The 24,329-nt window shown below is 53.5% G+C and carries 19 protein-coding genes; 5 read left to right on the top strand and 14 right to left on the bottom strand.

The annotated features are described in order from the left end of the window. Positions 1-42 precede the first annotated feature (42 nt). On the top strand, positions 43-1,545 hold the full coding sequence (locus K3T83_RS19960) for an FAD-dependent oxidoreductase (protein ID WP_220204705.1): 1,503 nt from the start codon (positions 43-45) through the stop codon (positions 1,543-1,545). Positions 1,546-1,601: 56 nt separating this feature from the next. Next, positions 1,602-1,991 carry a nuclear transport factor 2 family protein gene (locus K3T83_RS19955; RefSeq protein ID WP_220204704.1) on the top strand — a complete coding sequence of 130 codons (390 nt, stop codon included), beginning with the start codon at positions 1,602-1,604 and terminating at the stop codon, positions 1,989-1,991. 110 nt (positions 1,992-2,101) lie between these two features. Here the strand turns inward: K3T83_RS19955 and K3T83_RS19950 are convergent, their stop codons facing one another. The 5 genes from K3T83_RS19950 to K3T83_RS19930 form a co-directional block, all read right to left on the bottom strand. Then, entirely contained in the window at positions 2,102-2,737 is a 636-nt protein-coding gene (locus tag K3T83_RS19950) for a class I SAM-dependent methyltransferase (protein WP_220204703.1), read from the bottom strand. A 268-nt stretch (positions 2,738-3,005) separates the two neighbouring features. Continuing rightward, entirely contained in the window at positions 3,006-3,719 is a 714-nt protein-coding gene (locus tag K3T83_RS19945; RefSeq protein ID WP_220204702.1) for a hypothetical protein, read from the bottom strand. Between the two features lie 185 nt (positions 3,720-3,904). Further along, entirely contained in the window at positions 3,905-5,896 is a 1,992-nt protein-coding gene (locus tag K3T83_RS19940; RefSeq protein WP_220204701.1) for a DUF6909 family protein, read from the bottom strand. A 143-nt stretch (positions 5,897-6,039) separates the two neighbouring features. Next, positions 6,040-6,876: a TRM11 family SAM-dependent methyltransferase gene (locus K3T83_RS19935; RefSeq protein ID WP_220204700.1), complete on the bottom strand. Its 837-nt coding sequence runs from the start codon at positions 6,874-6,876 to the stop codon at positions 6,040-6,042. A 217-nt stretch (positions 6,877-7,093) separates the two neighbouring features. After that, a complete protein-coding gene (locus K3T83_RS19930; protein ID WP_220204699.1) occupies positions 7,094-8,377 on the bottom strand; it encodes a hypothetical protein in 1,284 nt (427 codons plus the stop codon). A gap of 207 nt (positions 8,378-8,584) precedes the next feature. Here K3T83_RS19930 and K3T83_RS19925 point away from each other — a divergent pair, with 207 nt between their 5' ends. From K3T83_RS19925 to K3T83_RS19915, 3 genes are all read left to right on the top strand, one after another. Further along, positions 8,585-9,439 carry a class I SAM-dependent methyltransferase gene (locus tag K3T83_RS19925; protein WP_220204698.1) on the top strand — a complete coding sequence of 285 codons (855 nt, stop codon included), beginning with the start codon at positions 8,585-8,587 and terminating at the stop codon, positions 9,437-9,439. A gap of 156 nt (positions 9,440-9,595) precedes the next feature. After that, positions 9,596-10,240, top strand: a complete 645-nt coding sequence (locus K3T83_RS19920) for an alpha/beta hydrolase (protein ID WP_236064935.1) — start codon at positions 9,596-9,598, stop codon at positions 10,238-10,240. A gap of 221 nt (positions 10,241-10,461) precedes the next feature. Then, positions 10,462-11,877: a hypothetical protein gene (locus K3T83_RS19915; RefSeq protein WP_220204697.1), complete on the top strand. Its 1,416-nt coding sequence runs from the start codon at positions 10,462-10,464 to the stop codon at positions 11,875-11,877. Between the two features lie 2 nt (positions 11,878-11,879). Here the strand turns inward: K3T83_RS19915 and K3T83_RS19910 are convergent, their stop codons facing one another. The 9 genes from K3T83_RS19910 to purL all read right to left on the bottom strand — a co-directional run bounded on the left by K3T83_RS19910 (position 11,880) and on the right by purL (position 24,051). Then, positions 11,880-12,509: a hypothetical protein gene (locus K3T83_RS19910; protein WP_220204696.1), complete on the bottom strand. Its 630-nt coding sequence runs from the start codon at positions 12,507-12,509 to the stop codon at positions 11,880-11,882. 16 nt (positions 12,510-12,525) lie between these two features. Further along, on the bottom strand, positions 12,526-13,098 hold the full coding sequence (locus tag K3T83_RS19905) for a hypothetical protein (RefSeq protein ID WP_220204695.1): 573 nt from the start codon (positions 13,096-13,098) through the stop codon (positions 12,526-12,528). Between the two features lie 681 nt (positions 13,099-13,779). Then, the gene (gene purN / locus K3T83_RS19900; RefSeq protein WP_220204694.1) at positions 13,780-14,442 is read right to left on the bottom strand and encodes a phosphoribosylglycinamide formyltransferase; all 663 of its coding nucleotides are present in this window, start codon (positions 14,440-14,442) and stop codon (positions 13,780-13,782) included. A 106-nt stretch (positions 14,443-14,548) separates the two neighbouring features. After that, positions 14,549-15,178, bottom strand: a complete 630-nt coding sequence (locus K3T83_RS19895) for a hypothetical protein (protein WP_220204693.1) — start codon at positions 15,176-15,178, stop codon at positions 14,549-14,551. Positions 15,179-15,311: 133 nt separating this feature from the next. Then, the gene (gene purD, locus K3T83_RS19890) at positions 15,312-16,595 is read right to left on the bottom strand and encodes a phosphoribosylamine--glycine ligase (RefSeq protein WP_444544562.1); all 1,284 of its coding nucleotides are present in this window, start codon (positions 16,593-16,595) and stop codon (positions 15,312-15,314) included. Positions 16,596-16,810: 215 nt separating this feature from the next. Then, positions 16,811-18,307, bottom strand: coding sequence for an amidophosphoribosyltransferase (purF, locus tag K3T83_RS19885; protein ID WP_220204691.1), 1,497 nt, complete (start codon positions 18,305-18,307; stop codon positions 16,811-16,813). A 51-nt stretch (positions 18,308-18,358) separates the two neighbouring features. Beyond that, positions 18,359-19,123: a phosphoribosylaminoimidazolesuccinocarboxamide synthase gene (locus K3T83_RS19880; protein ID WP_220204690.1), complete on the bottom strand. Its 765-nt coding sequence runs from the start codon at positions 19,121-19,123 to the stop codon at positions 18,359-18,361. Between the two features lie 78 nt (positions 19,124-19,201). Further along, complete coding sequence (gene purM / locus K3T83_RS19875; RefSeq protein ID WP_220204689.1) at positions 19,202-21,049, bottom strand: phosphoribosylformylglycinamidine cyclo-ligase; 1,848 nt, start codon at positions 21,047-21,049, stop codon at positions 19,202-19,204. After that, positions 21,046-24,051: a phosphoribosylformylglycinamidine synthase subunit PurL gene (gene purL / locus K3T83_RS19870; RefSeq protein WP_220204688.1), complete on the bottom strand. Its 3,006-nt coding sequence runs from the start codon at positions 24,049-24,051 to the stop codon at positions 21,046-21,048. Before purL ends, purM begins: the two co-directional genes overlap by 4 nt. Between the last annotated feature and the right edge of the window lie 278 nt (positions 24,052-24,329).

Here is a 24,329-nt window from a genome sequence, read left to right as displayed (position 1 = left end):
TTTCATGAAAAATAAACACAATTCCAGTGAAAGAGGAAAATAATGAATAACAATACTTCAGAAAAAAGTGCATTGGTTATTGGGGCAGGCATCGCCGGATTGATGGCAGCACGTGTCCTTTCTGAGCATTATGATAATGTTGTGGTTATCGAGCGCGATAGCCAGCCGGAAATGCCTGGAACGCGCGCCGGAGTACCTCAATCGTTTCACCTCCATCAAGTACTGCCACGCGGCGAAATGATCCTGGAACGCTTCTTCCCCGGCTTCCTGGAGGATTTGGTGGCGCTCGGGGCATTCTCGTCGCCCAACGCCACTGCAACAATGACCAATCGCTATGGGACGCTGGGCTTCCCTGGAGATGGCAAGGCGATGACGTATAGCAGGGCATTGCTGGAATGGGCGCTGCGCCAACGCGTGCAGGCCATCCCCAATGTGCGTTTCCTCTACCATCAAGAGGTGATCGCTCTAGAAACCAACAGCGATCGCACCGTCGTCACTGGCGTTCGCATCCGTGAGCGCGGTCAGTTGGAGCATCAGGTGACGCTCTCAGCGGATCTGGTCGTCGAAGCGAGTGGGCGCTCTTCTAAGCTCTCATCGTGGCTCTCCGCTCTTGGCTATAAGTTGCCGGAAGACGAGCGGGTCAAGGCCAATATCGGCTACACAACGCGAAATTATAAGGTGTCAGCGAATCGGGGAGAGAACGTGGCCGTCATCGTCGTTGAGGCCAGTCCTGCCACCGGACACTTCACGGGCGGAGTCCTCAAGCGCATTGAGAACGACATCTGGACGGTCTGCCTTGCCAGCGTGGGCGGCTATTATCCACCGACCGACCCTGAAGGATTTGAAGCTGGCTTGAGAAGCCTGCCCGTCAGTCCCGTGCTGGCCGACATGCTGCAAGGCGCGGAACCGCTATCAGAACCGCGCGGCTATCGCATCCCGGAATGTGTGCGTCACCACTATGAGCGCATGGAAGAGTGGCCGTCCGGCCTGCTCGTGCTGGGCGATGCATTATGCCATTTCGATCCAGTCTACGGTCAGGGCATGACCCTCGCCGCCATCGAAGTTGAAACCCTCGCCGCCAGCTTGAGCGAACAGCAGGGCCAGCCCCAGCGCGGCTTTGAGCGCCATATGCTACAACAGATGCAGGATGCCATTGCTCCCGCGTGGTGGCGCAGCACCGTTGAGGATCTACTCTGGCCTGGCGTAACTCATAGCGGTCCTGACGCGCTTCAAGATGTCCCGCTGCTGCATAAATACTTCGATTTCTGCCTCAAACAGTCTACTCACCAGTTGGAGCGGTTGCAGCAAAAGGGCGAGTTCAATATGCTGTTCTTCAAATACTTCATGATGAACTGGCTCTTCATTGCGCCCCGCGAGGTCATCAACGCCGACATGCTCAACGCTCTGCTAGAAAGCGAGACCCAGGCCAGCAAGCAAGCGATACTCGCCGAACTGTTTGCGGGGTACGATCAATCCATCGAGACAGTTCTAGCAGGAATCGCCCCAAACTTCTCGAGTACCTTCCAGCTGCCAGAAGGCTTTTAAGAAGCAGCATCATAAAAAGGTATATGCAACTCTCCATGTGAAAGGAAACGTAATAAATGGTATCGCAAGAAGTTATTCTGAAAACTATTACCGCCTACTTTGCTGCGAACAATGCGCTGGATGTTGAAGGTTTTGTAAACGCGTTCGCCCCTGATGCGTCACTCTATAATGCAGGAGAGGTCTCACCAATCAGTGGGCAGGAGGCGGTTCGTCAGGTCGCAGAACAATCGCTGATCCCGTTTCAAAAGATGGAGGTCCAGATAGAGCGTACCTTCATCATGGGAAATGGTGCTGCTGTGTACTATACAGGGTTTATCACAGCGAAAAATGGCCGCAGAGCGCAGGCAGCAGGCATCGATGTTTTCGAGATCAACGACGACGGTAAGATTCAAAGCCTTCGTTTCTACTTCGATCCCGAGCCAATCGTCGCGCTCTTCCAGGGTTAAACTGTAATTTCGTAGTCGAGCGATTTATCGCGCCTGGTCCACCATCCACAATAGGGCCTACCAACGCGATAAATCGCTCGACTACGAAATTATTTCATCCTCTTCCTAAATTAACCGGTATAGACAAGCGTTGCTATCCATGCGGGCAAGCCAGCGGGGAATGGTCGGATGATGAAAAGGGTCGGCTGGATGTCTTGAACGTGCCAGCCAGTTTGAAAGGTCTCGTAGATCTCCTGCTGGCTAATACTTCTGGGAAACTTCACTGGAAGCGGTGGCTGGTCGTTGAAACAGAGAAGGTAATAGTGGCCTCCTTTTCGCAGAACGCTCTCCAGACTTTCGACGAATGGCTGGCGCATCTCATCGGAGAAGGTATGAAAGAGTCCACTGTCGATAATCGTTTCAAAGCGAGAAGAAAGGGCTTGAAGATTTAACGCGTCCCCTACGTGAAATGTGGCCTGTACAGCACGTTGTGCCGCCTTCTCACGGGCAAGTTGAATGGCGGTCGGCGAGAAGTCTACACCCCATGCTTCATATCCTTGTTCCGCAAGATACAGGGTGGCATCTCCTGTTCCGCACCCTATATCCAAGATCGGTCCCTTGATTTTTTCCTGCTGAACGAGTTGCTGAAAAGCTGGCTGTGGGTATCCTACTTCCCACGCTGGCAGACCCTCATGGAGCAGCCCTATTTCCGGTGCGTCCTGGCCCTGGTAGAGCTGCTCAAAACCTTCCTGTTGTGATCGTAGCATATCATCTTCTGATCGCATTGAAATGTTGCCTTTCATGTTGCGTTTCTATATTGAGAGGTAGTCGGGATCATTATCGACAATGGACAGAGTCGCCGCCTGCTTCATAGACGTGCTGCTAGTATACCTGGATGGATGCAGACCAACTTGTAAAATCTTGCGTTTGTGCGAACGAAAATAAAAGACATGAGCCATCCCTAAATTTTAGAGGATGAGCTGCGAATTTAGGGATGGCTCATGTCTTACAGGTTAGCATCTATGCATTGAAGAGCTAGTCGATGTGACAGTAATTAATGTGGAACCCGTCTCCCATCTCTTCAATTTTGGTAATATGGATTGTCGTAGCAGGGCTAAAAGTCTTCTCCACGTAATAACCACCACCTTCAAGGGTTGTTGGAGCGGAGCCAGCCGGAGCCTCAAACGTGACTTTGATACTCCCATTCACGCACATATAGGTAACGTTTGAGACGGTCTCGACAGGACTTGCGACGGCGTTATAGCATGTGCTACTCTTGTCGGCTTCTTTATAGAGCCGAACGAGCGGGGCCATCTTATTCGTACAGGCGACGCCCGAAGGGGAAGGCGGCGGTGGTGCAGCATCAGTACAATCAGGAACACCAGCAATTTTTGTGGCACCCTTGATGTAAATGTTCGTCACCCATCCCCAGTGACCAGTGGGAGTTAACACGTCGGTCCACCAGTTATTTGTATATCCCAGATCTGAGACGGTATCGCCCTGTTTCTGGCACTTTGCTTGATACGATCCAGCATTCACATACTCAATTACACGGCAGTTTTCAGTTGGGGTCGCACAGGCATCAATATCATGTACCTTTCTATGATCCAGGTAGATAGTGACCGACGCGCTCTCTGCTTGAGCGGTGGTATGCACTGCCGCACGACTTGTCGGCAAGTTCGGCGAAACGAGGGTCGAGATTACAGCGATGGCGCTTACAAACAGACATAAAAGTATTCTGTTACGCATACAATCTCCTCATATTACTGTAGTATTTTGATAAGAATATGCATCTTCGTTGAAAGTATACCTATACCAGCAGCAGAATACTATCATATGCGTAGTTGCGGGAAAAATCTGGGGGTGAAATCCACCTCCTGAAAACATAGCTCATCAGGAGATGGATGATGGTATTTTACTACAGCAGGTGACTACTATACGGCTTCCTGCTTCACCACAGGCTCTTCGCCTTCTGCCAATGCTCCCACCTCTTCTTCCAGAGGGCGCGAGACTTGACGCCGAACGGCTTCGATCTCGGTCTCGAAGATGCGACGGATAATGCCAACTGACGCAGCATAAGTTGAGTCCATGCCGAAGTACGAGAGGCTGCCCGCCCCCAGGTTCTTGCCACGCGTATAGGGCGTGTCGGAACCGTAGTGCAGGATGCCGAGATCATAGGGCAAGCGCGCAAAATTGATGTTCTCTCCCACTGGGTAACGCGTGAGGTATTGATCTTCGTAAACGGCGTTGAGATACGGGCCGCTCTCCATCTCCACGACAGTAAAGTTGGCCTGGTAGTAGAAATCCAGGTATTGACGATTTTGCAGGTACGTACCTTTGGCCGCCACCGCCTTCTGATTGTCCAGCACGGAGCCGTAGATCAGGTATGGCTGTACATCCTGGGCCGTAAAGCAGTTATCCAACCAGTAGGTGTTCTGGCTATGCTCATCCATGATAACGTTTGAGATCATGACATCGCCAATGCTGCCGTTGAGCGTGGCCGCCTTTCCCAGAATATAGATGCCGCGAATATGGGTCAGATTTTCCATGATCTCGCGCAGCATGCGATACGCGGCCATCCCCAGCGGATAGTCGATATTGAGGATAATCGCATCGCTTTTCGCGAGATAGTTCATATGTGGCATGCGACAGCGTGGATCGACCGCCATCGGTCGCAGTTTGGATAGCTCGCAGATCTGAGCGTCGATCTCCAGACCATAGCGTGCGCCGACGTACCAGATGCCACGCTCCTGTTCTTCTCGCGCCCGGTTCCGCTTAAATTCTTTCCCGGCTGGCGTATTCAACCACTGACGCGCCACAAAGTAGAGGAAGTTCTGCCAGTTGCCGGGAACTTTGCCATCCTGCAACTTGCGACACTCCTCAGTCAGATAGGGATCTGGTCCCTTGAGCGCAAACTCCGTCAGCTCGTCCTCACGGCTGCGGATCAGCCCGGAGAGCAGATTGACCATGCTGTGTGTATTGCTAGAGACAAAGTAGACCGGACGATCTGGTAAGCCCAGCGTATCCAGCACGTTTTTTACCGGTGCCCACCATTTACGTGTCGCCCGCACATATCCCACATGCGACCCACCCAGCATCCGCAACCCGAAACTCTTTCGGTGCCGTCCAATAATGAGCAGGTTTTCCCACAGTCGATCACCCCAGATGACCTCTAACCGCTGCCAATCATCGGGGGCGATATGCAATCGTTCGCGCAACACTTTGCTGATCTCGGCAAAGACTGGCGAACTGCGCTCCATCCGCGTCTCCAACAGTTGGATCGTTGTTGGATCTTCGTTGACCAGGTAGTTGATCTTGTTCCATTCAATCTGAAAAGCGACCAGGATCGGGACGATATCGTCGGTGTCGCTCACGCTGGCCACATAGACCGCCAGCGTCTCTTTTCCATCATAAAACCATTTGCGCCGCCGGGCCGAAGCCGTAACAGCCTGCCAGGTATCAACCGGGAGTCCCTGCTGTTGAAACACTTCTTCCGACTGCCCAAGCAGTACCAGATTGCAGTACAAAATCGAGGCAGGCAGGCGCAGAACACTATAAATGAATGCGGACATGTCAGGGTTATATGAGCGTGCATCGGGATGGAGACTGGAATCAATGTTGTAATGAGCTTGTACAAGCGCTTTCAAGCTAACCTCACCTGAGCTTCGTAACAATGTGTTATACGTACGAATATACAACTCAACGTCGCGCTTCCCTGCTTCATGATATCTCTCTCCATGTTCGAGGGCGGAGGATATCGTGTGCCCTCTGTGCTGATTAATCACCTCATCTTCCATTACCTCTGCAATACTTCCATCTTCAACAGGGAGAGCATTTGCGTATTCAAAATGCTCGTTCTCAAATTGCGGATTCATGCGTGGTTGCTCATTCTCACCACGACCATTATTCTTCTGTTTGCGTGGCATTTACGATCTCTCTTTTCTGAGATACGTTCTCAGATTGTCTTTCTCGCTATTATTTCCAAATATTATACATCACGAACGTTACAGGTGAGGGTTTTTTAGCCGTCAGAGTCGGTGCCGAGCGCAATTTGTGACATGCAATAACTTTACTTTGGCTTCTGCATCACGACGATATATTGGTGCGCGATATTGGGGATATAAGCAAAGGGGTATCCATAGGGACGCAGGCGAGTTCCCACCTGATACCAGATAATTTCTCCTTTGGGAACAAAGCCATACTTCTGGGCGCGCCGGGTCAGGTCTACATGTGTAAAGATATATTCGCCGTGTTGATAGGCGTTGCGCACAATCACAACCATGTATTTTCCCGCCTTCAACAGACGATAACAGGACGCAAAGACCCGCTCCATCGCATTGAGATACTGTTCATAGTCGGCGAGGTTCGCCAGATCTGCGGGATCGGTCGAGCGCATATCATAGTCGGTTCGTCGATTGACGTGCATTTTCGCATAACGCCCATTCGACATCGTTTGCTCAAAATGGATATTATATGGCGGATCAGTAGCAATTAAATCAAAAGAGGCGCTTTCCTGCATCTCCATCAGCGCGAGACAATCACCACAAAGCATCTGTTGCGGCAAGAGCGTTCCGTTGCTTTCAGCGATAATCCGTAGATAGATATCAACCCACTTCTGGCTGATCTCAATGCCCACCGCTTCGCGTGGCTTTTTACAGATCGAAGCTCCGATCAGCGTTCCACCTACACCTGCAAACGGATCGAGTACCCGCCCCCCCGGTTTGGTGAAGAACTCGATGATCTGGCTCATCAGTTGTGGCGGCTTATTGGCTCCGTGCGCCTTGCGTAACTCGTGGCCGTAAGCGGAAGGGTAGGTGGTAGTCAGAAGACTCTTCGTAAAATAGAGCCACTCCGCCCCGGTCAGCTCATTTAACATATTTTTTGCTGAGATACTATCGTTTTCCACAGGGCCACTCCGAAAAGAAAAAATACAACGGGAACTGAACAGTGAAACGTTCCAATTTTCGAAAAATTGTAGGTTTTTCTAAAAATTCATGCCACTAAACACACAATTTTAGCGTACACTAGATGTGAGGGATGTTACTAAAACGTTGGGTCTCCCCATGCCTGGCGTTTCCCCCTGGTAACATCCCTTTCCTGCTGCTCTCCGCGTAGCGACAATCCTACAACCACAGGAGCGTATCTTCGTTACCAGGCAAACGCATCTCTTCGCCCTCAGTTGGCGGCCTGCGCCATTCACATCGCACCTCTCTATTTAGTAATAACTGTCGGAGCACAGCATCGTAATCGTCAGATGTAAATAATCCAAAATTCGCAAGCAATAACTGCTGCCTTAGATCGGGCCAGCGCCGCAGCCGTTGCGCCCGACCAAGTTGCAGGGTACGCTGATAGAGTTGTTGTCTGGCAGTTTCAGTCCGTTCGCGTAGTTGGGCAGTAAACCACTCCTCTCCTAACACGCCGCGATGACTCTCTTCATGCACACGACGGCGATTGCGACACACAGCATCGTTCATACAAAGCAAACTATCCTGGCGGCGCGTAGCAAAGATCAACGTGTAGGCCATCTCTTCCACAAATGCCGGGCGAGTCTGCATGGGCAGGGCGATGCACTGAACCGGCAAGAGGAAATGGCGTTTCATCGAGGCGGTGAAGAGATCGAGAAAGCCCTGTACCGCCAGGGCACGCTCCTCATCCTGCGTTGGCAGCGTTTTCCAACGATCGCTACGCAGCAACGTGGTTAGAGCGCTTGCCTGAGTTGGTGAACGCTGTGCAGCCAGGAGATGTCCTTCGATCTGTTTATGGGCAAGCAATAAACATAGCTCGGTTGGCACGGTGCGCTGATATAACGACGCAAGATCGTCATAGGAGAACAGCGTCGGACCACAGGGGTTGAGGAGAAAAATGGCCGGTGCCTGCTCGATACCCGCCAGCAATGCCGAGCCAGCTTCCAGCCAGCTTGCCGCGAGAATGCCGCTCTCTTTCGGCAGCGTCCAGGCATGAGGGGTCATTGTTCCGTTCGAAACTGCTCGCCGTTCCCTCCGTTTGCTGCTGCCAGCCTCAAGCAAGAGGCCATAGAGCGTAAAAGACTGGCTTTCTTGTGCTAATGTCTGGGAGAGTGCCGCGATTGGCTGTAACGCCGGGGGTAACAGGACAGGAGCCACATCTTTTTTGCGCCGCTTACTCGTACGCTCTGGCTGGACAGTCTCAATTACTGCGGGAGGAATCATACTGGCTTTGCTGCTAATCCCCAGGGCATCGACCCAGTAACAGCGACGAAAGATGCGCGTTGCGGCAAGCGAGCGACAATAGTTAGCGGCGTAATCGTGCAATAACCACGAACGTAAAGAGGACAGGATGACACGTTCGGTGAGACGCCGTGTGCGTCCTTGCACCGACAGATCAAAAGGGGGTTGGAGATTGTTGTCTAAGTCGGTCCACAGGTTCATCTTGTGTTTATTGTATCATACAAGATGATTCAACCCTAGAGTTTTTCCCATTCTGCTTTGTTAATGTGAGCTTGTTTCAATATCCTGATCATACGAGACATAACGCGTCTGGAACTACACGTAAAAGTACTCACCCATCGTCTGAACCTCAACAATGCTGTATAGTATAGAAAATACGAATCGGCCTCCAGAGAGAAGGAAAATGACATGAGCGACGACAACAAGAATCGATATGTTATGCCGACCGAAAGCGCGGCAGAGATGGCTCGCCTGATCGAACAGGGAAATATGGCAACACGAGCAATGGGCGGCCTGTTCCCAGAGGATATCGATGTCAACACGATACAGCACGTGCTTGATGTGGCCTGCGGTCCCGGCGAATGGACGCAAGAGGTCGCCTTTCAGCATCGCAATATGCACATTACGGGCATCGATATCAGCACAACCATGATTCAATATGCTCGTGCCACCGCGCAAGTACAAAAGCTAACGAATCTAACATACGAGATCGTCGATGCTACACAGCCGCTCCACTTTGCGGACAACACCTTCGATATCATCAATGCACGTGCAATGGTTGGTTTTCTGCATAAAGATTCCTGGCCGTCTGTCCTGCATGAATTTGTACGCATCACGCGTCCGGGCGGCTTCATCGTGCTGACAGAAGCAGATGATCCAGGCCGCACCAATGGAGTGGCCTTCGAGACGTTAACACAGTTCGGCATGCAGGCGTTGTGGCGCACCGAACATTCGTTTCATCCGCTCGGCAACAACTTTGGCATCACGCCGATGCTGGCACACTTTTTACGCGAGGCTGGCTGCCAGGATATTCAACAGCGCTCATATGTTGCGGATTATTCGGCTGGTGCGCCCGCTCATCAGGCCATGTTCGAGAATATGCGGGTCGGCCAAAAACTGGTGCAACCCTTCCTCATCAAGCTTGGGTTGGCAACCCAGGAGCAGCTCGACGAACTGTACAACCAGTCGCAAACAGAGATGCTTTCAGAAGATTTTCGCGCCCTGTTGTATATTCTGAGAGCCTGGGGACGAGTAGAGAAGTAGATGGAGCCTTCATATCTATATTGACATATACAGTCTTACATGATACGTTTAGGCTTGAAAGCTACAAGCGACTGCTCTGCGTAAGATGTCGTGTAAGTATCATTGCAATATCAACCAAGCAAGCATGTAGAACGGGTTGTCAGGAGAAGAAGTATTATGGTCCTGGGAGAAGACGGCATCACCAGTTTTATCCATCGCTTTATCCCCTCAGCAACGGGAAATTCATCACGCACACTATTGTTGCTGCATGGCACTGGCGGCACGGAAAACGATCTACTCGATCTGGGACGCCTGCTTGACCCCAATGCATCGCTGCTCAGTCCACGCGGCAAGGTGCTGGAGAATGGTATGTCCCGCTATTTTCGCCGTCTCGCCGAGGGTATCTTCGATATCGCCGATCTGACGCGCCGCACCTACGAACTGTCCGATTTCGTCGAAGCTGCCAGTATCGCCTATGATTTTGATCTCAGGCAGGTCATCGCCGTCGGTTTCTCTAATGGCGCGAATATCGCGGCGAGCATGCTGTTGTTGCGACCTCACATGCTGTCGGCAGCGGCACTCTTGCATCCAATGGTGCCGTTCGTCCCGGATACCTTGCCCGACCTCAGAAATAAGCCTGTCTTCATTGGTGCTGGTCTCGCTGATCCTCTGGTGCCGATCAGCGAGACCGAGCGGCTGGTTCAACTGCTGCAACGCGCTGGTGCCACCATTTCACTCCATCAGCACAACGGCGGCCACGTCATCAGCCACGAGGAGGTACGAGAAGCGCGCAGTTGGCTGAGACAATTTGCCAGTGCCTGACGGTTGGCAGTTTCTCGTATTTCTTTGCAACCTGCATCTTTTTTATGTGTATCTTCATATTCACCTTCATCTTCTAAAAGGGACTATCATAACGCTCTTCCGCACTATCTCCCTGAGAATTTTCATCTCTATTAACGTCTATATAAGTGAGATGAATTCATTGCTTGTTGTTACCAATAAATACCCATCGGGCAGGAATAGATAAGAAAGACCTGCAACGTATGAAGGATGACCAGATTTTTGTGGAGGAAGCAGCCATGCAGACCAGCACATCTACCCCTCCGAGCGGCAATACGGCACTTCGTATCGAAAGACATGTATCGGTTTTGCTTGATCAATATCTCGCCTCGTTGGTTGGTGTCCTTTTTATTCTTCCCATCGTCGCAGCGATCATCACTGTTATCAGCTATATTCTGACGGAATCATGGTATGCCATTCTCTGGGGCTGTGCTGGAACGTGCGCTTTCTGGCTGCTGATCGCCGTTCCTCTGTGCCGCTTTGTCAGTGCCAGCGGCGCAAACAGACGCAGTTACGATCTCTTGATGAGCGATCTGGCTCAATTGAAAACACGCCTGGAAGCGCTGAAGAGGCAACAAAAAGAGCAGGACGAGCCATTGCCGAAGTATAGCCAGATTGCGCTTGCAGAGGTTGAGGCTGGCTATAGCACGCTGCAAGAGAGCCTGAACAGCGCACCCAGCAATCTGCGCTGGATTTCTGGCATCGGCTATCTCGATGCATGGGCCACGCTGCATCAGGCGGAAGAGGCGCTGATCGAGGTTGAGCCTATCAACATGGTACTTGAGAATGCGCTCTACGACGCAAGACGCATCGAGAAATCCGCCATTGGCAATACCGACGAACTGCTCAATCAACTTCTACAGGCGGTCAAAGATCTCGATCCAGCCGCAATGGTGTACTTTAAGGAGCATCAACCCACGAAGATCAGCGAGGATTTACACGATGCGCTCCAACACCAGACCAGGGGCATCGAGCAGATAGCCAGGGCGTTTAAAACGGTCCATCCAGGTGCGAACATCGATTTTCACGAGCAAGAGCCATCTGTGGCGCTCCCGCTTCCCGACGAGGAGGCACGGGCAAGGGCGCGCGTTGCGCTGCGCGAGATTCGCCACACCATTAACGATTTTCGCGATACAAGCTGGGATGGTCTGCTACGCGTGCGCAATCACCTGATGTTTGCCATGACGCTCACGGGGCTGGTCACATATATCCTGCTCTGCCTGGTCATTATGATTCACGTGCCTGCGTCGGCCATTACAGCTGCCTCCATCTTCTATATCATTGGAGCAATCGCCGGCATGTTTGGCCGATTTTATCGGGAAGCAAATGCGCGTGCCGCCGTTGATGATTATGGTCTGACCGTGATGCGCCTGTTTGCGACGCCGCTGCTCTCTGGGCTGGCCGGTATCGGGGGCGCATTTATCACGCTGATCTTTTCCAGTTCGCTCGCGCCAACCGCCACGACCAGCGCGTTGTCCAGCCTGTTCAACACCTCGCCGCAACTTTTGCTGGCGGCGGCCTTCTTCGGCCTCACGCCCGACCTGATCATCAAAAGCCTGCAAGAAAAAGCCGAAAAATATGCATCCGATCTGAAAAGCAGCAAAAGTACGGAGCTGTAAGCTTATTGATCCGAGGAAGAGAAATACAACTGTTTGAGAAAGGCGGTGAATTCCTTCATCTCGCTCTGGTATGCCTGAAAGTGGTGCGCCTGTTCTTCGGGAGTCCGGTCTGCCTGTAAGATAGCACCCTGGCTCCTCACGATAACGCGCCCGATTCCATTCGTTGTAACCACAAGCGCGCAATCAAACGAGATTGCTCGATCTTGATAAAAAGCGGTGAGGTGTACAAATAGCTGCGTGATTATTGGCAAATGCTTCTCCAGCAAAGTATGCCTCATCTCAGTTGTAACCCGGGCCTGGTGGATGACTTCTTCGCGCGAGGGAACCCTGTCTTGCAGCTCTGCTTTCTTGCCCTCATCTGCTCTCTGAAATCGTGAGAGGAGATTGCGCGCCTGTTTCGCCTCCTGATCGGCCTGCTCAACCCGCTGCGCCTCCTGCTCATATTCGGGGATAGCCACCTTCACATAAGGAAAGAGCGGCTCTTTGTCCGGGTATCCCTCGCTCGCCTCGACGGTATGAATACCAAGCGCTTGTAGAGCCACGACCGTCTCTCGAATCCCAGGCTGTACCTCGACACGTGCGCTCTCTTCTTCCAATTCCTGCCATCTGCGCAACTTTTGTTGATAGGTCAAAGCTTCCTCCATCCAATCATCCCTCATCTTCAGAAGAAAAGTAGAGCTGTTTCAAGAAAGCAGTAAACGCTCGCATCTCATCCTGATACGCAAGCAATCGCTCACGCCTCTCCTCCAGGGGAAGGATCTCCATCAAGACATCTCCCTGGCTGCCCAGACTGGTAATGCCATCGCCTCCGCTTAAAACGAGACGCCGCTCATAGGGAACACAGCGCTCTTGATAGAAATGTGCAAGATAATCATAGAGCCGTCTACGTATGGTGAGGTGTTCACGAATTGTAACGCTCTTTTGCTGCTCCATATACTCAACGACACGTCGGGTCTCGTCCGTCTCCGGTTGCTGTTCAAGCCAGTTCTGCACTTGCTTGATACGCTTCCGTTTCTCGTAGAAGTCGGGGGCGGCGATTTTTATCCAGGGAGCAAAAGGGCCATGCAGGTGTCCCTCGCAGGACATGACGGTTGGTATATCCAGAATGTTGAGGGCAATCACAGTCTCTTTGATGCCTGGATCGACAGGACTGCGCGGATCGAGTTGTTCACACCATGCGGTCACTTCCTGCCAGCGCTGGTGCTTCTGCTCGACAGTCAAAGTATTGCTCCTTTTCGAAGATGCTTGTTTTTGCAATGAGGCGCGGGAAGAGAAAATTCTCTCCCGCAGAACATCGGTACAGCAAGAACTACAGGTGTCCAACACCAAACTCCGTCCGACTTATCTATTCCTCACGGTGACAGGTACAATGAGTTTCACATTCCGCTCGTAAACAACCGAAACAGTCATCACAGAGAGAATAGCCGCATACAGAGCACATTGTCTCCGGGTCGAACTCAATCTCCCCATTTGTAACCTGTTCCCAGAAATGCCTTGAGATGTCGCTCTCGGCTCTTTCATCGTTGAGAAATTTTCTGATTGCGTCGAATAAGCCCAATAGAGTACCCCCTTTTTCACGCAAAAAAGCACAGAAAGGGAGACCCTAGTGCTGGTGGCACCTCCTTTCTATGCTTTTTCTGACGTTCGACCTCTGTTCATCATCGACCCCTTGCGAGACCTTACAGTGTTACATACCAGCTTGCGTTTATGCAGCAATCAAGCGCAACCACGTTTGCTAGCAGGCAGCGACTGCCGGCGCGATGAACTTCACCGGATACATCATGCACAGCATCACAGGTGAGCTACCTCAAACCTGAGACATAATAAAGCATGATGCGCACTAGAGATTCTAGTATATGCTGCATGCAGCCTATTTACTATCCAGATATAGGGACAGTTTTCTCAACCACGCTCGTTCTGTTTTTGATGCGCTTGAACTGCTTGCACAATCAAGCGATGTTCCACTGCTTTGATACGCTCATGCAACGTCTCTTCTGTATCGCCTTCCTCGATCCGCACCTCTTCGCGACAGATGACAGGACCAGCATCCACCTCCGGGATAACATAGTGAACGGTGCTGCCAGTCACTTTCACACCAGCCTTGAGCGCATCCGGCACCACATGAGCGCCTCTAAAGGCGGGAATGACGGTCCCATCGCTGGTCGTATAGGTGCTGCCCACGCTATCATCGGGAAGCAGCGCCGGATGGAGGTTGATGATGCGCTGGGGATAGCGCGTGATGAATGCTGGCGTGAAGATCTTCATAAAGCCTGCCAGCACGATCAGATCGACTTCGAACAGATCGAGCAAGACCTGAAGCTTTGCCTCGCTCTCCTCGCGCCGTTTTGCCCAGGGCAAATATATGGACGGGATTTTATGCTCCAACGCTCGCTGCAAGCCAAACGCCGCCGCTCTATTGCTCACGACCAGAACGATGCGTGTATTGGGCAGTTGTCCGCTTTCAATGGCGTCGATGAGCGCCTGTAAGTTGCTGCCGCTGCCAGAAACCAGCACGGCCAGGCGCAAGGGAGATAGATTAGAATCGGATGATTGCTGTATAGACACTCGATACTCTTATCCTTCGTTAGTTTTTCACACCCACCTTACTCAAACGCAACCGGGCAGAATTCCTCTGCTATCATAACAAATTTTGCTAATATTTTCTCCTGAGCTACTCTTCGCTCTCCGCCAGCATCACGCTCAACCCCTGCCAGCTGACGACGAGTGCCGTTAGCCAGAGGATCAGCGTTGCCCCGAGACCCACAACCAGCGACCAGTTGTAAGGCGATGGACCTGCAATTGGTAGGCCACGCAGCAGCGCAATTATGGCTGCCAGGGCCAGCACTGATAGCAATGAGCCCGTAATATAGTAGAAGGTGACGCGAAAGAGGCGGGCCAGCGGAAGAAAGTGGAGGCCAACGATGAGGGCTATTGCGGGAGGAATAAATTGATCTGCTTGCAGCCTGCCAAGCACTATGCTAGTTAATGCAATCAACAGAGCCTCAAGACCAAAGACGATACCAAACCACATGCCGATTTTTTTCCCGACAGCAGCCTCCTCCAAGGAGGTTGTTTCGGGCAAAGAACGAGCATAGCGTACCAGCATGACCACCAGGCCAAGAAAACCGAGCGTCACAAGGCCAATCACAACAAACGCCACCGGCTGAACAGCACCATCCATAAAGCCTGCACTCATCAAACCCCAGAGCGCTCCAAAAAAGGTCATGAAGAAGATCCCGCTTGCAATACCTATCACAGCCGGACGCGACAGATTCGGTCTTTGAGAGGCTTCGGCCGTCATACCCTTTCCTCCTGCATACAAACTTCCCCAACTGATCTATCCGCATTGTAACCTATAGAGCAACGTTAACACAAAGCAGCCACTTTCCCTGAGCAAATTGTACTTTGGAAAGTGGCTGACGATACTCTACGGTTTAAGTCAACGCCTCAAGGCCGCGATGCGCGATATCGCGACGATAATGCATGCCCTCGAACGAGATGTGTGCCGCTGCCTCGTACACTTTCGCCACAGCCTCTTGCAACGTAGTCCCACGCGCCACAACGCTCAGCACGCGCCCACCAGCGGTGACGAGCCGACCATCCTGCATGGCGGTTCCAGCATGAAAGACCTGCACGTCATCCAGACGATTCGCTTCTTCTATCCCCGTAATGGGAATTCCTGAGCGATACTTGCCAGGATAGCCACCAGAGGCCAGCGTCAGGCTGATTGCCGAGCCGGGATGCCATAGATTGTTTGAGGGCGCTTGCTTGCCATCGGCGTATTCAAGCACATTGAGGACATCTTCTTTCAGCAGCAGCATAAACGCCTGCGTTTCAGGATCGCCGAAGCGCGTGTTATGCTCCAACACCATCGGCCCCTGCCGGGTCAACATGATGTTGGAGTAGAGAACGCCGGTGAAATGAATGCCGCGTGCTTTGAGCGCCTGCAACGTGGCGAGGATGATGCGCTCGCGTATCTGTTGTTCCTGCTCGACGTTGACAAAGGGCAACGGTGTAAAGACGCCCATGCCGCCGGTGTTTAAGCCCTGATCGTGATCGAGAGCGCGCTTGTGATCCTGGGTCAGCGTCAGGGGCAAATAATTGGTCCCATTGCAGATAGCGGTTGAGCCAATCTCATCACCCTGCAAATAATCCTCGATGACCACGATATCCCCGGCGACACCAAAGGCACGCTCGACCATCATCTGCTGCAAGGCGTCGCGCGCGGTCGCCATATCGAGAGCAACAATAGCCCCTTTCCCGGCTGCATTGCCATCGGCCTTCACCACAACCGGTGCCCCATGCTGCTCCAGATAAGCAATAGCCTCTGCATAGACAGTAAACGTGCGGTGTTGCGCCGTGGGAATGCCTGCTTCGGTCAGCAGTTCTTTGGCAAAGGCTTTACTGCCCTCAAGAGCCGCTCCCGCCTGATCCGGCCCAAACGTGCGCAGGCCACGCCGCCGAAAGACATCAACGATGCCCTCAACCAGCGGCACCTCCGGCCCGACGACGGTAAGATCTATCGCCGACCGCTCGGCAAAGTCTGCCAGTTCGCTCAACTGGCTTACGTTTATCGGCACGCATTCCGCGTAAGGTGTCATACCAGGGTTGCCAGGTGCAGCATACAGGCGCGAGACACGTGGACTCTGCGCCAGCTTCCACACCAGAGCATGCTCTCTCGCCCCCGAACCAATGACCAGTACACGCACTGCTCTCATCCTCCCAAATACGTTTTCTTTATGTGCTTTTTTCGACAATGGCAATAATCGATGTATCCACGAAATTCTCCGGGCATGGTCGGATATGGTAGGGGCGAGAGTAGGTGTGGCTTGTCCTCGCCCCGTTGCTCACCGTGCGACTGTGGAGGCGGGCGAGGACGAGCCATCGCCCCTACCATATCCAGCTTCATTAATTATCGCTACGCCGAAAACATCTATTGTCCTTTGACCGCCACCCTGCGCGGCGTCAAATTGACAAGCTGAGCGCCGTGTTTCGCCTCCACTTTCGGATCGAACGGCCAGCCCTGCGTCTCCATGCAACCATAGCAAAACTCGCTATGCAGCATCTGCAACGCTTGCTTGTCGTCGGGAATCTCAGTCTCGGACATCGCCGTATTGATCGCGCGTCCCAGACCTGTTGGGCTGAGATAGCCCAGGCTGTCCACGCCGATATACTGCCGAACCTCCTCAACGGTGCGACCCGCTGCGATCAACTCCTTCTCTCTCGGAATGTCGATGCCAAAGTAGCAGGGATAACGCAGCGGCGGCGAGGCGGAACGGAGGTGAATCTCTTTTGCTCCATAATGGCGCAGCGCCGAAACCAGCCGCTTCACCGTATTACCGCGCACAATCGAATCATCGAGGACGATCAGGCGCGCACCCTTGATCTTGGGCTTGACCAGATTAAACTTCAGATCAACCTCCAGTTCGCGCAAGCGCTGGTCGGGCTTGATAAAGGTGCGATCACTGTAGCGATTCTTAATGATCGCCTGCCCATACGGGATGCCCGATTCGGCGGCATAGCCCAAAGCGGCTGGGATCGACGAGTCAGGCACAGGAACCACCAGATCAGCATCGACGGGATGCTCTCTCGCCAGTTCCCGACCCAGCGCCTCACGTACGAGATAGGTGTAGCGCCCGTTCAACTGCGAGGTTGCATCAGAAAAGTAGATATACTCGAACACACAAAGCGTCTGGCGCGGCATCTTGACCAGCATATCCGAGCGCAAACCCTGCTCATCAATGGTAATCAGCTCGCCCGGCTCGATCTCACGAATAAGCGTGGCACCAGTTCGATCCAAAGCGCACGACTCAGAGGCCACGATCCAGTTTTTACCCAGACGACCAAGACAGAGCGGACGCATGCCCCAGGGATCGCGCAAGGCATAGAGCTTGCCCTCGGCCAGCATCACTAGACTATATGATCCACGCAACAGGGGGATCGTGGCAAGCATGCGCTCGCGGAACGTCTCGCCATCAGCGTTCAGAAGGAGCAACGCGATTGCTTCGCTATCAGTGGTCGAATTCAATGCATCTTGCGGCAGAGCGGCCCGCAGCGTCGGTCCATTGACCAGATCGCCATTGTGGGCGACGGCGACGGATTCGTACTGGCCCGGACGTCCTCCTACCACAAACGGTCCCGCATTCTCTACACAACTGGACCCGGTAGTCGAATAGCGCACGTGACCGATGCCACAATGTGTGAACGGGAGACTCGTCCCCGAATCTTGAAACACATCGCGTACTTTTCCCATAGCGACACGGTGTACAATCTGATCATCACCATCATACACTGCCATCCCTGCACTTTCCTGACCCCGATGCTGCAAAGCGGTGAGCGCGAGTGTGATATAACGGCGCACATCGAGATTCTCTTCGTCGTGCTGCGCGTAGATACCCACTATACCGCAAGCATCGTGTAGTCGCTCCATACCTGGCTCCTCTCTGAACGTTTCTCGTTCGGGCATCGTGGCGAGATACCCTTATGCATAGCTCTTCAACTTCCCTGTCAGGTCCGCGACCAGAGCATACCGGTCTGCAATCCCCTGCAAACTTTCAGTGGTAACTTCCTGCAAATTACGATATACCTGTTTATCCAGCATACGAGACTTATCGCCTCCCGGCCAGAGTCGCCAGCTATCGTTATCAATAACGTCAGCAACCAGCAAGTTGCCGTTGCTATCACGCCCGAATTCGATCTTGAGATCAACCAGCGTCACATCCACGCCGGCCCAGGCACGCTCCAGCACCTCAAAGACGTTGCGGCCCAGTCGTACCATCTCTGCAATCTCTTCCCGTGTGGCAATCTTTGCCTGCACGATATCGTCGGGCCAGATCTGGGGATCATGGCGTGCATCATCCTTTAAGAAGGTCTCGATCAACACGGGATCGAAACGAGTTCCCTCGCTCACTTCGGGATGACGCTTGAGATACGAGCCGGTGGCGATTCTACGCTGCACATGCTCGATTGGGATCATCGTACAACGCCGTACTAACAAGGTGACATCGTTGACCTGCGCCACAAAGTGCGTCGGGATACCAGCCTCGTTCAGCAGCCGAAACACATTCGCGGTCGTAATTGTACTCCAGCGTGATTTGCCGATCAGTTCGTTGCGTCTGGCACCATCGCCTGCCGTAATGTTATCTTGACTGACCATATAGGCCAGAGCTTCATCGCTCGGATAGACATAGATCTGTTTCGTCTTCCCTTGCGCCAGCAGAGGGCCAGGCTCAGAATAATTGACCATCGAAACGCTCCCTCAATCACGATAAGAGGCAACCACCATACATAAGAATGATGGTCGCCTGCACTGCATATAAGATCATTAACGCAATACGACGCCTTCGCCTTCAACGATATGGCCCACCGTGAGTAAATCTGGCAGCACACAACGGGCCTCGACCGCGCTCTTGGGAGAGAGTACTAGCACCATGCCCACACCCATATTAAAGGTGCGATATAGTTCCTCTTTCTCGATCTTGCCCAATTTCGCAATCAATTGAAAGAGCGGCGGCACGCTCCAGGCATCGGTCTCAATCACGGCCTGCATTCCGGCGGGAAGAATGCGCGCGATATTACCCTCGAAGCCACCGCCAGTAATATGCGCCATACCCTTAATGAAGTGCCCACGATCCGCCAGATACTCGCGCAATCGTTGAATTTCGCGTAGATAACTACGATGAGGACGTAAGAGAGCATCAGCCAGCGACTCGCCCAGTTCTGGCAATACAGTATCCAGATCATAAGAGGCAAAGACGCGACGAGCAAGCGAATAGCCATTGGTATGCAACCCATTAGAGGGCAGGCCAAGCAAGACATCGCCGGGGCCAATCGAGGCGGTATTAACCATCTCATCGCGCTCGACAACGCCGATAATGGTGCCAGCCAGATCAAACGCTCCCGGCAGATAGACGTCAGGCATCTCCGCCGTCTCGCCTCCCAGCAAAGCACACCCTGCCTCACGACAGGCACCAGCCACGCCCTCGACGATCTGCGCTGCCTGCTCCGGCTCCAATTTATTGACGGCCAGATAGTCCATAAAGAACAATGGACGAGCACCCTGCGTGATCAGGTCGTTGATGGAGTGGTTGACGATATCGTAGCCGATGGTGTTGAAGCGCCGTGCCTGTGATGCCAGCAGCGTTTTCGTGCCGACGCCATCCGTTGAGGCCACCAGTGCTGGCTGATGCATCTTCTGCAATGCCGTCACATCAAAAGCTCCCGCGAACGCACCCATACCAGCCAGCACCTCCGGCCCATGTGTGGAACGAACTGCGCGCTTCATCAAGCGAAGCGCCTGATCGCCAGCAGCGATATCAACGCCGCTTGCCGCATACGAGAGGGATACAGGAGCTTCGTCAGTGGTCGCTACTGGCTTTGTACCCTCAGCAGCCAGTTTCTTTGCATATTGAAAAGCATTTTTGAAGAGTAGAATGCCATCGCCCTCACCATCTGCCAGACCGCGCCTCAACGGATGTTGTTGCGCCCGCACATAATCTTCTGGGTGCGGCATCAACCCCAGCACATTGCCGCGAGCATTGCAGATGCCCGCCACATTGCCAACTGAACCGTTAGGATTATCGGGATAGGGCACGTGGTCGGAGACGCCGTTGCTGGACGAGGTGTAGACCAGGGGGATCTGGCCCCGTTCGCGCAACGCTGCCAGATCACCGGCCAGCACAAACTGCCCTTCGCCATGCGCGATAGGCGATTCAATAGAGCGCTCGATGCCGCGTGTGAAGATACAGACACTCGGCTGTATAGCCATCTTAATCCAACGACACTCGAACTGGGCCACTTCATTGTCAGTCAACGTCGCGCGCAGGCTCACTTTGCCGTTGAGCGATGGGCCAGGAAGTAAGCCGGCCTTGACCAGCACTTGAAAGCCGTTACAAACTCCCAGCACCGGACGTCCCTCGTCGATAAAGCTGCGCAGTTGCGGTCCCAGGTGGATCGTCAGGTTCTTCGCCAGCAAATTGCCAGCACCGAGATCATCGCCATAGGAGAAGCCGCCCGGGATGACAAGAAACTGGTAGTCTAGTAACGTGTTGGGCGCTTTGATCAGCGTGTTGATATGGACCAGTTCGGGGGTAAATCCCACCAGTTTGCAAGCGTAGGCAATATCGCGGTCGCGATTGATGCCCGGCGCACGCAGTATCAGGGCGCGGATCATGCCAGCCCTCCCTTCCATGCCTCTTGTAGTTCGGCCACGCTCACGTTGATTAACTCCTGTGTCCTATCCTGCACAACGAATCGGTTCGTGTTCGTAACCGTACCAAGATAGGTTAATTCATGCACGCCGCTCTCCTGCATATGCTGTTCAAACGGCCCCAATTGCTCAGGGGCAAGCTCCACCAGGAAGCGCGACGCCGACTCGCTGAACAGTCGCACGATATTGCGTACCACTGCATTCATGCCCTGCGTATGCGTCGAGATGCGATGGACATCGAGATTGACGCCAAGCATACCCGCCAGCGACATCTCCGCAGCAGCCACAGCCAGCCCGCCCTCTGAAAGATCGTGGCAGGAGCGAACCAGCCCCTTGCGGATCGCCTCGCCGAGCGCCTTCATCGTAGCATAGGCATGTGGAATATCGACCTGTGGCACCGTCGTCTGCGGGAAGAGTTGCTCAAACGAGTCCTGCTCCACAATCTCGCCATAGTGCGATCCCGCCATCTCATTGTGCGTCGCTCCAATCTGATAGAGCAGGTTGCCAGGCGTCTTGAGTGCCATCTCGACGGTGCGAGAGGCATCCTCGATCACGCTCACCGCCGAGATGAGCAGCGTCGGGATCACTGGCAGGCGGCGACCATCCGCGCGATATTCGTTGTTGAGACTATCTTTTCCTGAAATGAAGGGCACGCCATAGCCAACCGCAGCATCATAGCAACCCTTAACCGCTCGCACCAGCAGGCCAAGTTGTTCGGGATCGTTGGGATTGCCCCAGCAGAAGTTGTCGAGAATGGCCGTGCGTCCTACATCGCCACCAACCGCTGCCAGGTTACGCAGCGCCTCATCGACGGCGTTCAACACCATATGATACGGATCAAACTTGCCGTAGAGCGGGTTGATGCCATTGGAGAGGACAATGCCTGCGCGCGTCTCTTCATCCAGAATGGGCTGCAACACAGCAGCGTCACCCGGACCATTGCCAGCCTTGCCGACCAGCGGCTTGACCACGGTTGCGCCCTGCACCTCATGGTCATAGCGGCGCACAACCTCCTCTTTCGAGGCGATGTTGGGATGGCGCAACAGCCCCAGCAAAGTTGGCGTCCATGCATGCGCAATGCCCTCTACAAGCTGTTCGGGGAGATCTTCGGGGGATGTGCCGCTCTCCGCTTGCTTCTGCGTCCAGACGGCTTCTAGCGTTTTATTGGGAATGCCGTGATGCAGAAACCCCATATCCATATCGGCGACGACCTCGCTCTGATAAGTGATCTTCAAGCGGTGGTCGCCGGTGAAGGTGCCAAGCACACTCAACTCGACCTCTTCTATATCACAGAGCGCTTGCAACTCTGCCAGATGCTCCGGCGGCACAGCGAGAACCATGCGCTCCTGCGCCTCCGAGAGCCAGATCTCCCAGGGGGCCAATCCCTGATATTTCAGTGGTGCCTTCGCCAGTTCAACGTTCGCTCCCGTCTCAGAGGCCATCTCGCCAATTGCTGAGGAGAAGCCACCCGCGCCACAATCGGTAATGGCGTGATAGAGGCGAAGATCGCGCGCCTGCACGATCACATCCGTCGCCTTCTTCTCGGTGATGGGCGCGCCGATCTGTACCGCTGTACCGGCCTGCGCGTTGATCTCGCTGCTCATCTCGCCAGAGGAGAAGGTCGCGCCATGAATGCCGTCGCGTCCCGTGCGCCCACCAAGAACGACGATAAGGTCGCCCGTTTGCACCTGATTGGGATGGCTTCCATGTGGCAGAATGCCCAGGCAGCCACAGAAGACGAGCGGATTGTAGATATAGCCCGGATGATACCAGATCGCGCCGTTGACGGTCGGAATGCCCATCTTATTGCCATAGTCGCGCACACCACTCACAACGCCACTGGCGATACGGCGCGGCGTGAGGACACCGGATGGCAGTTCGTCGGCTGGCGTCTCGGGTGGCCCGAAGCAGAGAATATCGGTGCAGGCGATGGGATAGGCCGAGACGCCCACAACATCGCGAATGACGCCGCCAACACCAGTATTCGCGCCACCAAACGGTTCGATGGCGGAGGGATGGTTATGCGTCTCGACCTTAAAGGCGATATCCTGCGTTTCGGTGAAGCGCACGATGCCCGCGTTATCGCTGAAGGCGGAGACCAGTTCTGGCATCTCGATCTGCTGGGTGGCGCGCATGATATAACTTTTGAGCAGACCTGGAATCGTCTCGGTCTCCAGAACATTGCCCTGCTCATCTACTTCACGATAGGCAACGGTGGCTTTGAAGGTCTTGTGGGAACAGTGTTCGGACCAGGTTTGCGCCAACGTCTCCAGTTCGACATCGGTTGGCTCGCGTCCCTGTTCGCGGTAATGCTGCTGAATGGCCCGCATCTCATCCAGGTTCAACGAGAGCAACCCGGCACGGCTAACCTCCATCAATTGCTCATCGCTCATGTCGATTAACGGAACGGTGGTTATAGATGGTCCTGCTACAGCCTGTTCCGTTGGCTGAACATGTGCATGAGGAGTATCGGTCGTGACGTGAGCGGGATGCAACTCATATTGCTGGATTACTGGATTGTATAAAATGGCCTGAGTGATTGCATGGGCATCGGCCTCACTCAGCCGGCCATCGAGGATATAGCGGCGCCCCGTCTCCACCTGCTGCAACTCTGTAATACCAAGCATCTGCGCGCCGGTCAGGACGCTCTCGGCCAGCGTATCGGTCACACCGGGATGGAAGAAGACATCGACGGTATGCGCGTTGGGCAAAAGAGCAGCTGGCCCGGACTCCTGCACCACCGGATCGGTCAACAATTGCTGGGTAAGTTGATCGAGTTGGGCGGTGCTGAGGTTGCCAGTGAGGAGGTATAATTGGGCGGTACGGATGCTAAGGGCTGGTTGAGAGATAGCTGCAAGCGAAGGGAGGGCCTGTATCGGTAAATGGGATATTTCGCGAGCAAGCTGGCGAGCATGCACATCATGCCGCTCGGTCGCTGCTCGAATTTCAATTTTATTGAAAGTCACGTTTCTGGTTCCTGGCTGGCTGTTAATATCCTGTCAGTTAAAAATTTGGTGGATCACGCCCCATCTCATGAGACAGGTTCATTGTAACACCTTTTTTCAGAGCGCGGCAAGTTGGAGATAGCTGTAAGAGTGTACAAATGACACTTACTTGTCGTAGAGTTTACGTAGGAATTGACCTGAACCAATCATAAGAGCGCATTACGCATTGCTAAAACTTGCGCCGTGATTTATGGGAATTCTTGGTCAAGCTCACTTTTTGCTAGTGAGATTTTCTGAGA

The organism is Reticulibacter mediterranei (assembly GCF_016587455.1).
This window is presented reverse-complemented; position numbering and strand designations above follow the sequence as displayed.

What these genes read in the sequence shown, in the direction of transcription:
- K3T83_RS19930 (WP_220204699.1), bottom strand. Translation starts at nt 8,377, where the DNA reads ATGAACCTGTGGACCGACTTAGACAACAATCTCCAACCCCCTTTTGAT.
- K3T83_RS19950 (WP_220204703.1), bottom strand. Translation starts at nt 2,737, where the DNA reads ATGCTACGATCACAACAGGAAGGTTTTGAGCAGCTCTACCAGGGCCAG.
- K3T83_RS19880 (WP_220204690.1), bottom strand. Translation starts at nt 19,123, where the DNA reads ATGGTCAATTATTCTGAGCCTGGCCCTCTGCTGGCGCAAGGGAAGACG.
- K3T83_RS19895 (WP_220204693.1), bottom strand. Translation starts at nt 15,178, where the DNA reads ATGACGGCCGAAGCCTCTCAAAGACCGAATCTGTCGCGTCCGGCTGTG.
- K3T83_RS19915 (WP_220204697.1), top strand. Translation starts at nt 10,462, where the DNA reads ATGAAGGATGACCAGATTTTTGTGGAGGAAGCAGCCATGCAGACCAGC.
- purD (WP_444544562.1), bottom strand. Translation starts at nt 16,595, where the DNA reads ATGAGAGCAGTGCGTGTACTGGTCATTGGTTCGGGGGCGAGAGAGCAT.
- K3T83_RS19940 (WP_220204701.1), bottom strand. Translation starts at nt 5,896, where the DNA reads ATGCCACGCAAACAGAAGAATAATGGTCGTGGTGAGAATGAGCAACCA.
- K3T83_RS19925 (WP_220204698.1), top strand. Translation starts at nt 8,585, where the DNA reads ATGAGCGACGACAACAAGAATCGATATGTTATGCCGACCGAAAGCGCG.
- K3T83_RS19945 (WP_220204702.1), bottom strand. Translation starts at nt 3,719, where the DNA reads ATGCGTAACAGAATACTTTTATGTCTGTTTGTAAGCGCCATCGCTGTA.
- K3T83_RS19960 (WP_220204705.1), top strand. Translation starts at nt 43, where the DNA reads ATGAATAACAATACTTCAGAAAAAAGTGCATTGGTTATTGGGGCAGGC.
- purF (WP_220204691.1), bottom strand. Translation starts at nt 18,307, where the DNA reads ATGGAGCGACTACACGATGCTTGCGGTATAGTGGGTATCTACGCGCAG.
- purM (WP_220204689.1), bottom strand. Translation starts at nt 21,049, where the DNA reads ATGATCCGCGCCCTGATACTGCGTGCGCCGGGCATCAATCGCGACCGC.
- K3T83_RS19920 (WP_236064935.1), top strand. Translation starts at nt 9,596, where the DNA reads ATGGTCCTGGGAGAAGACGGCATCACCAGTTTTATCCATCGCTTTATC.
- K3T83_RS19955 (WP_220204704.1), top strand. Translation starts at nt 1,602, where the DNA reads ATGGTATCGCAAGAAGTTATTCTGAAAACTATTACCGCCTACTTTGCT.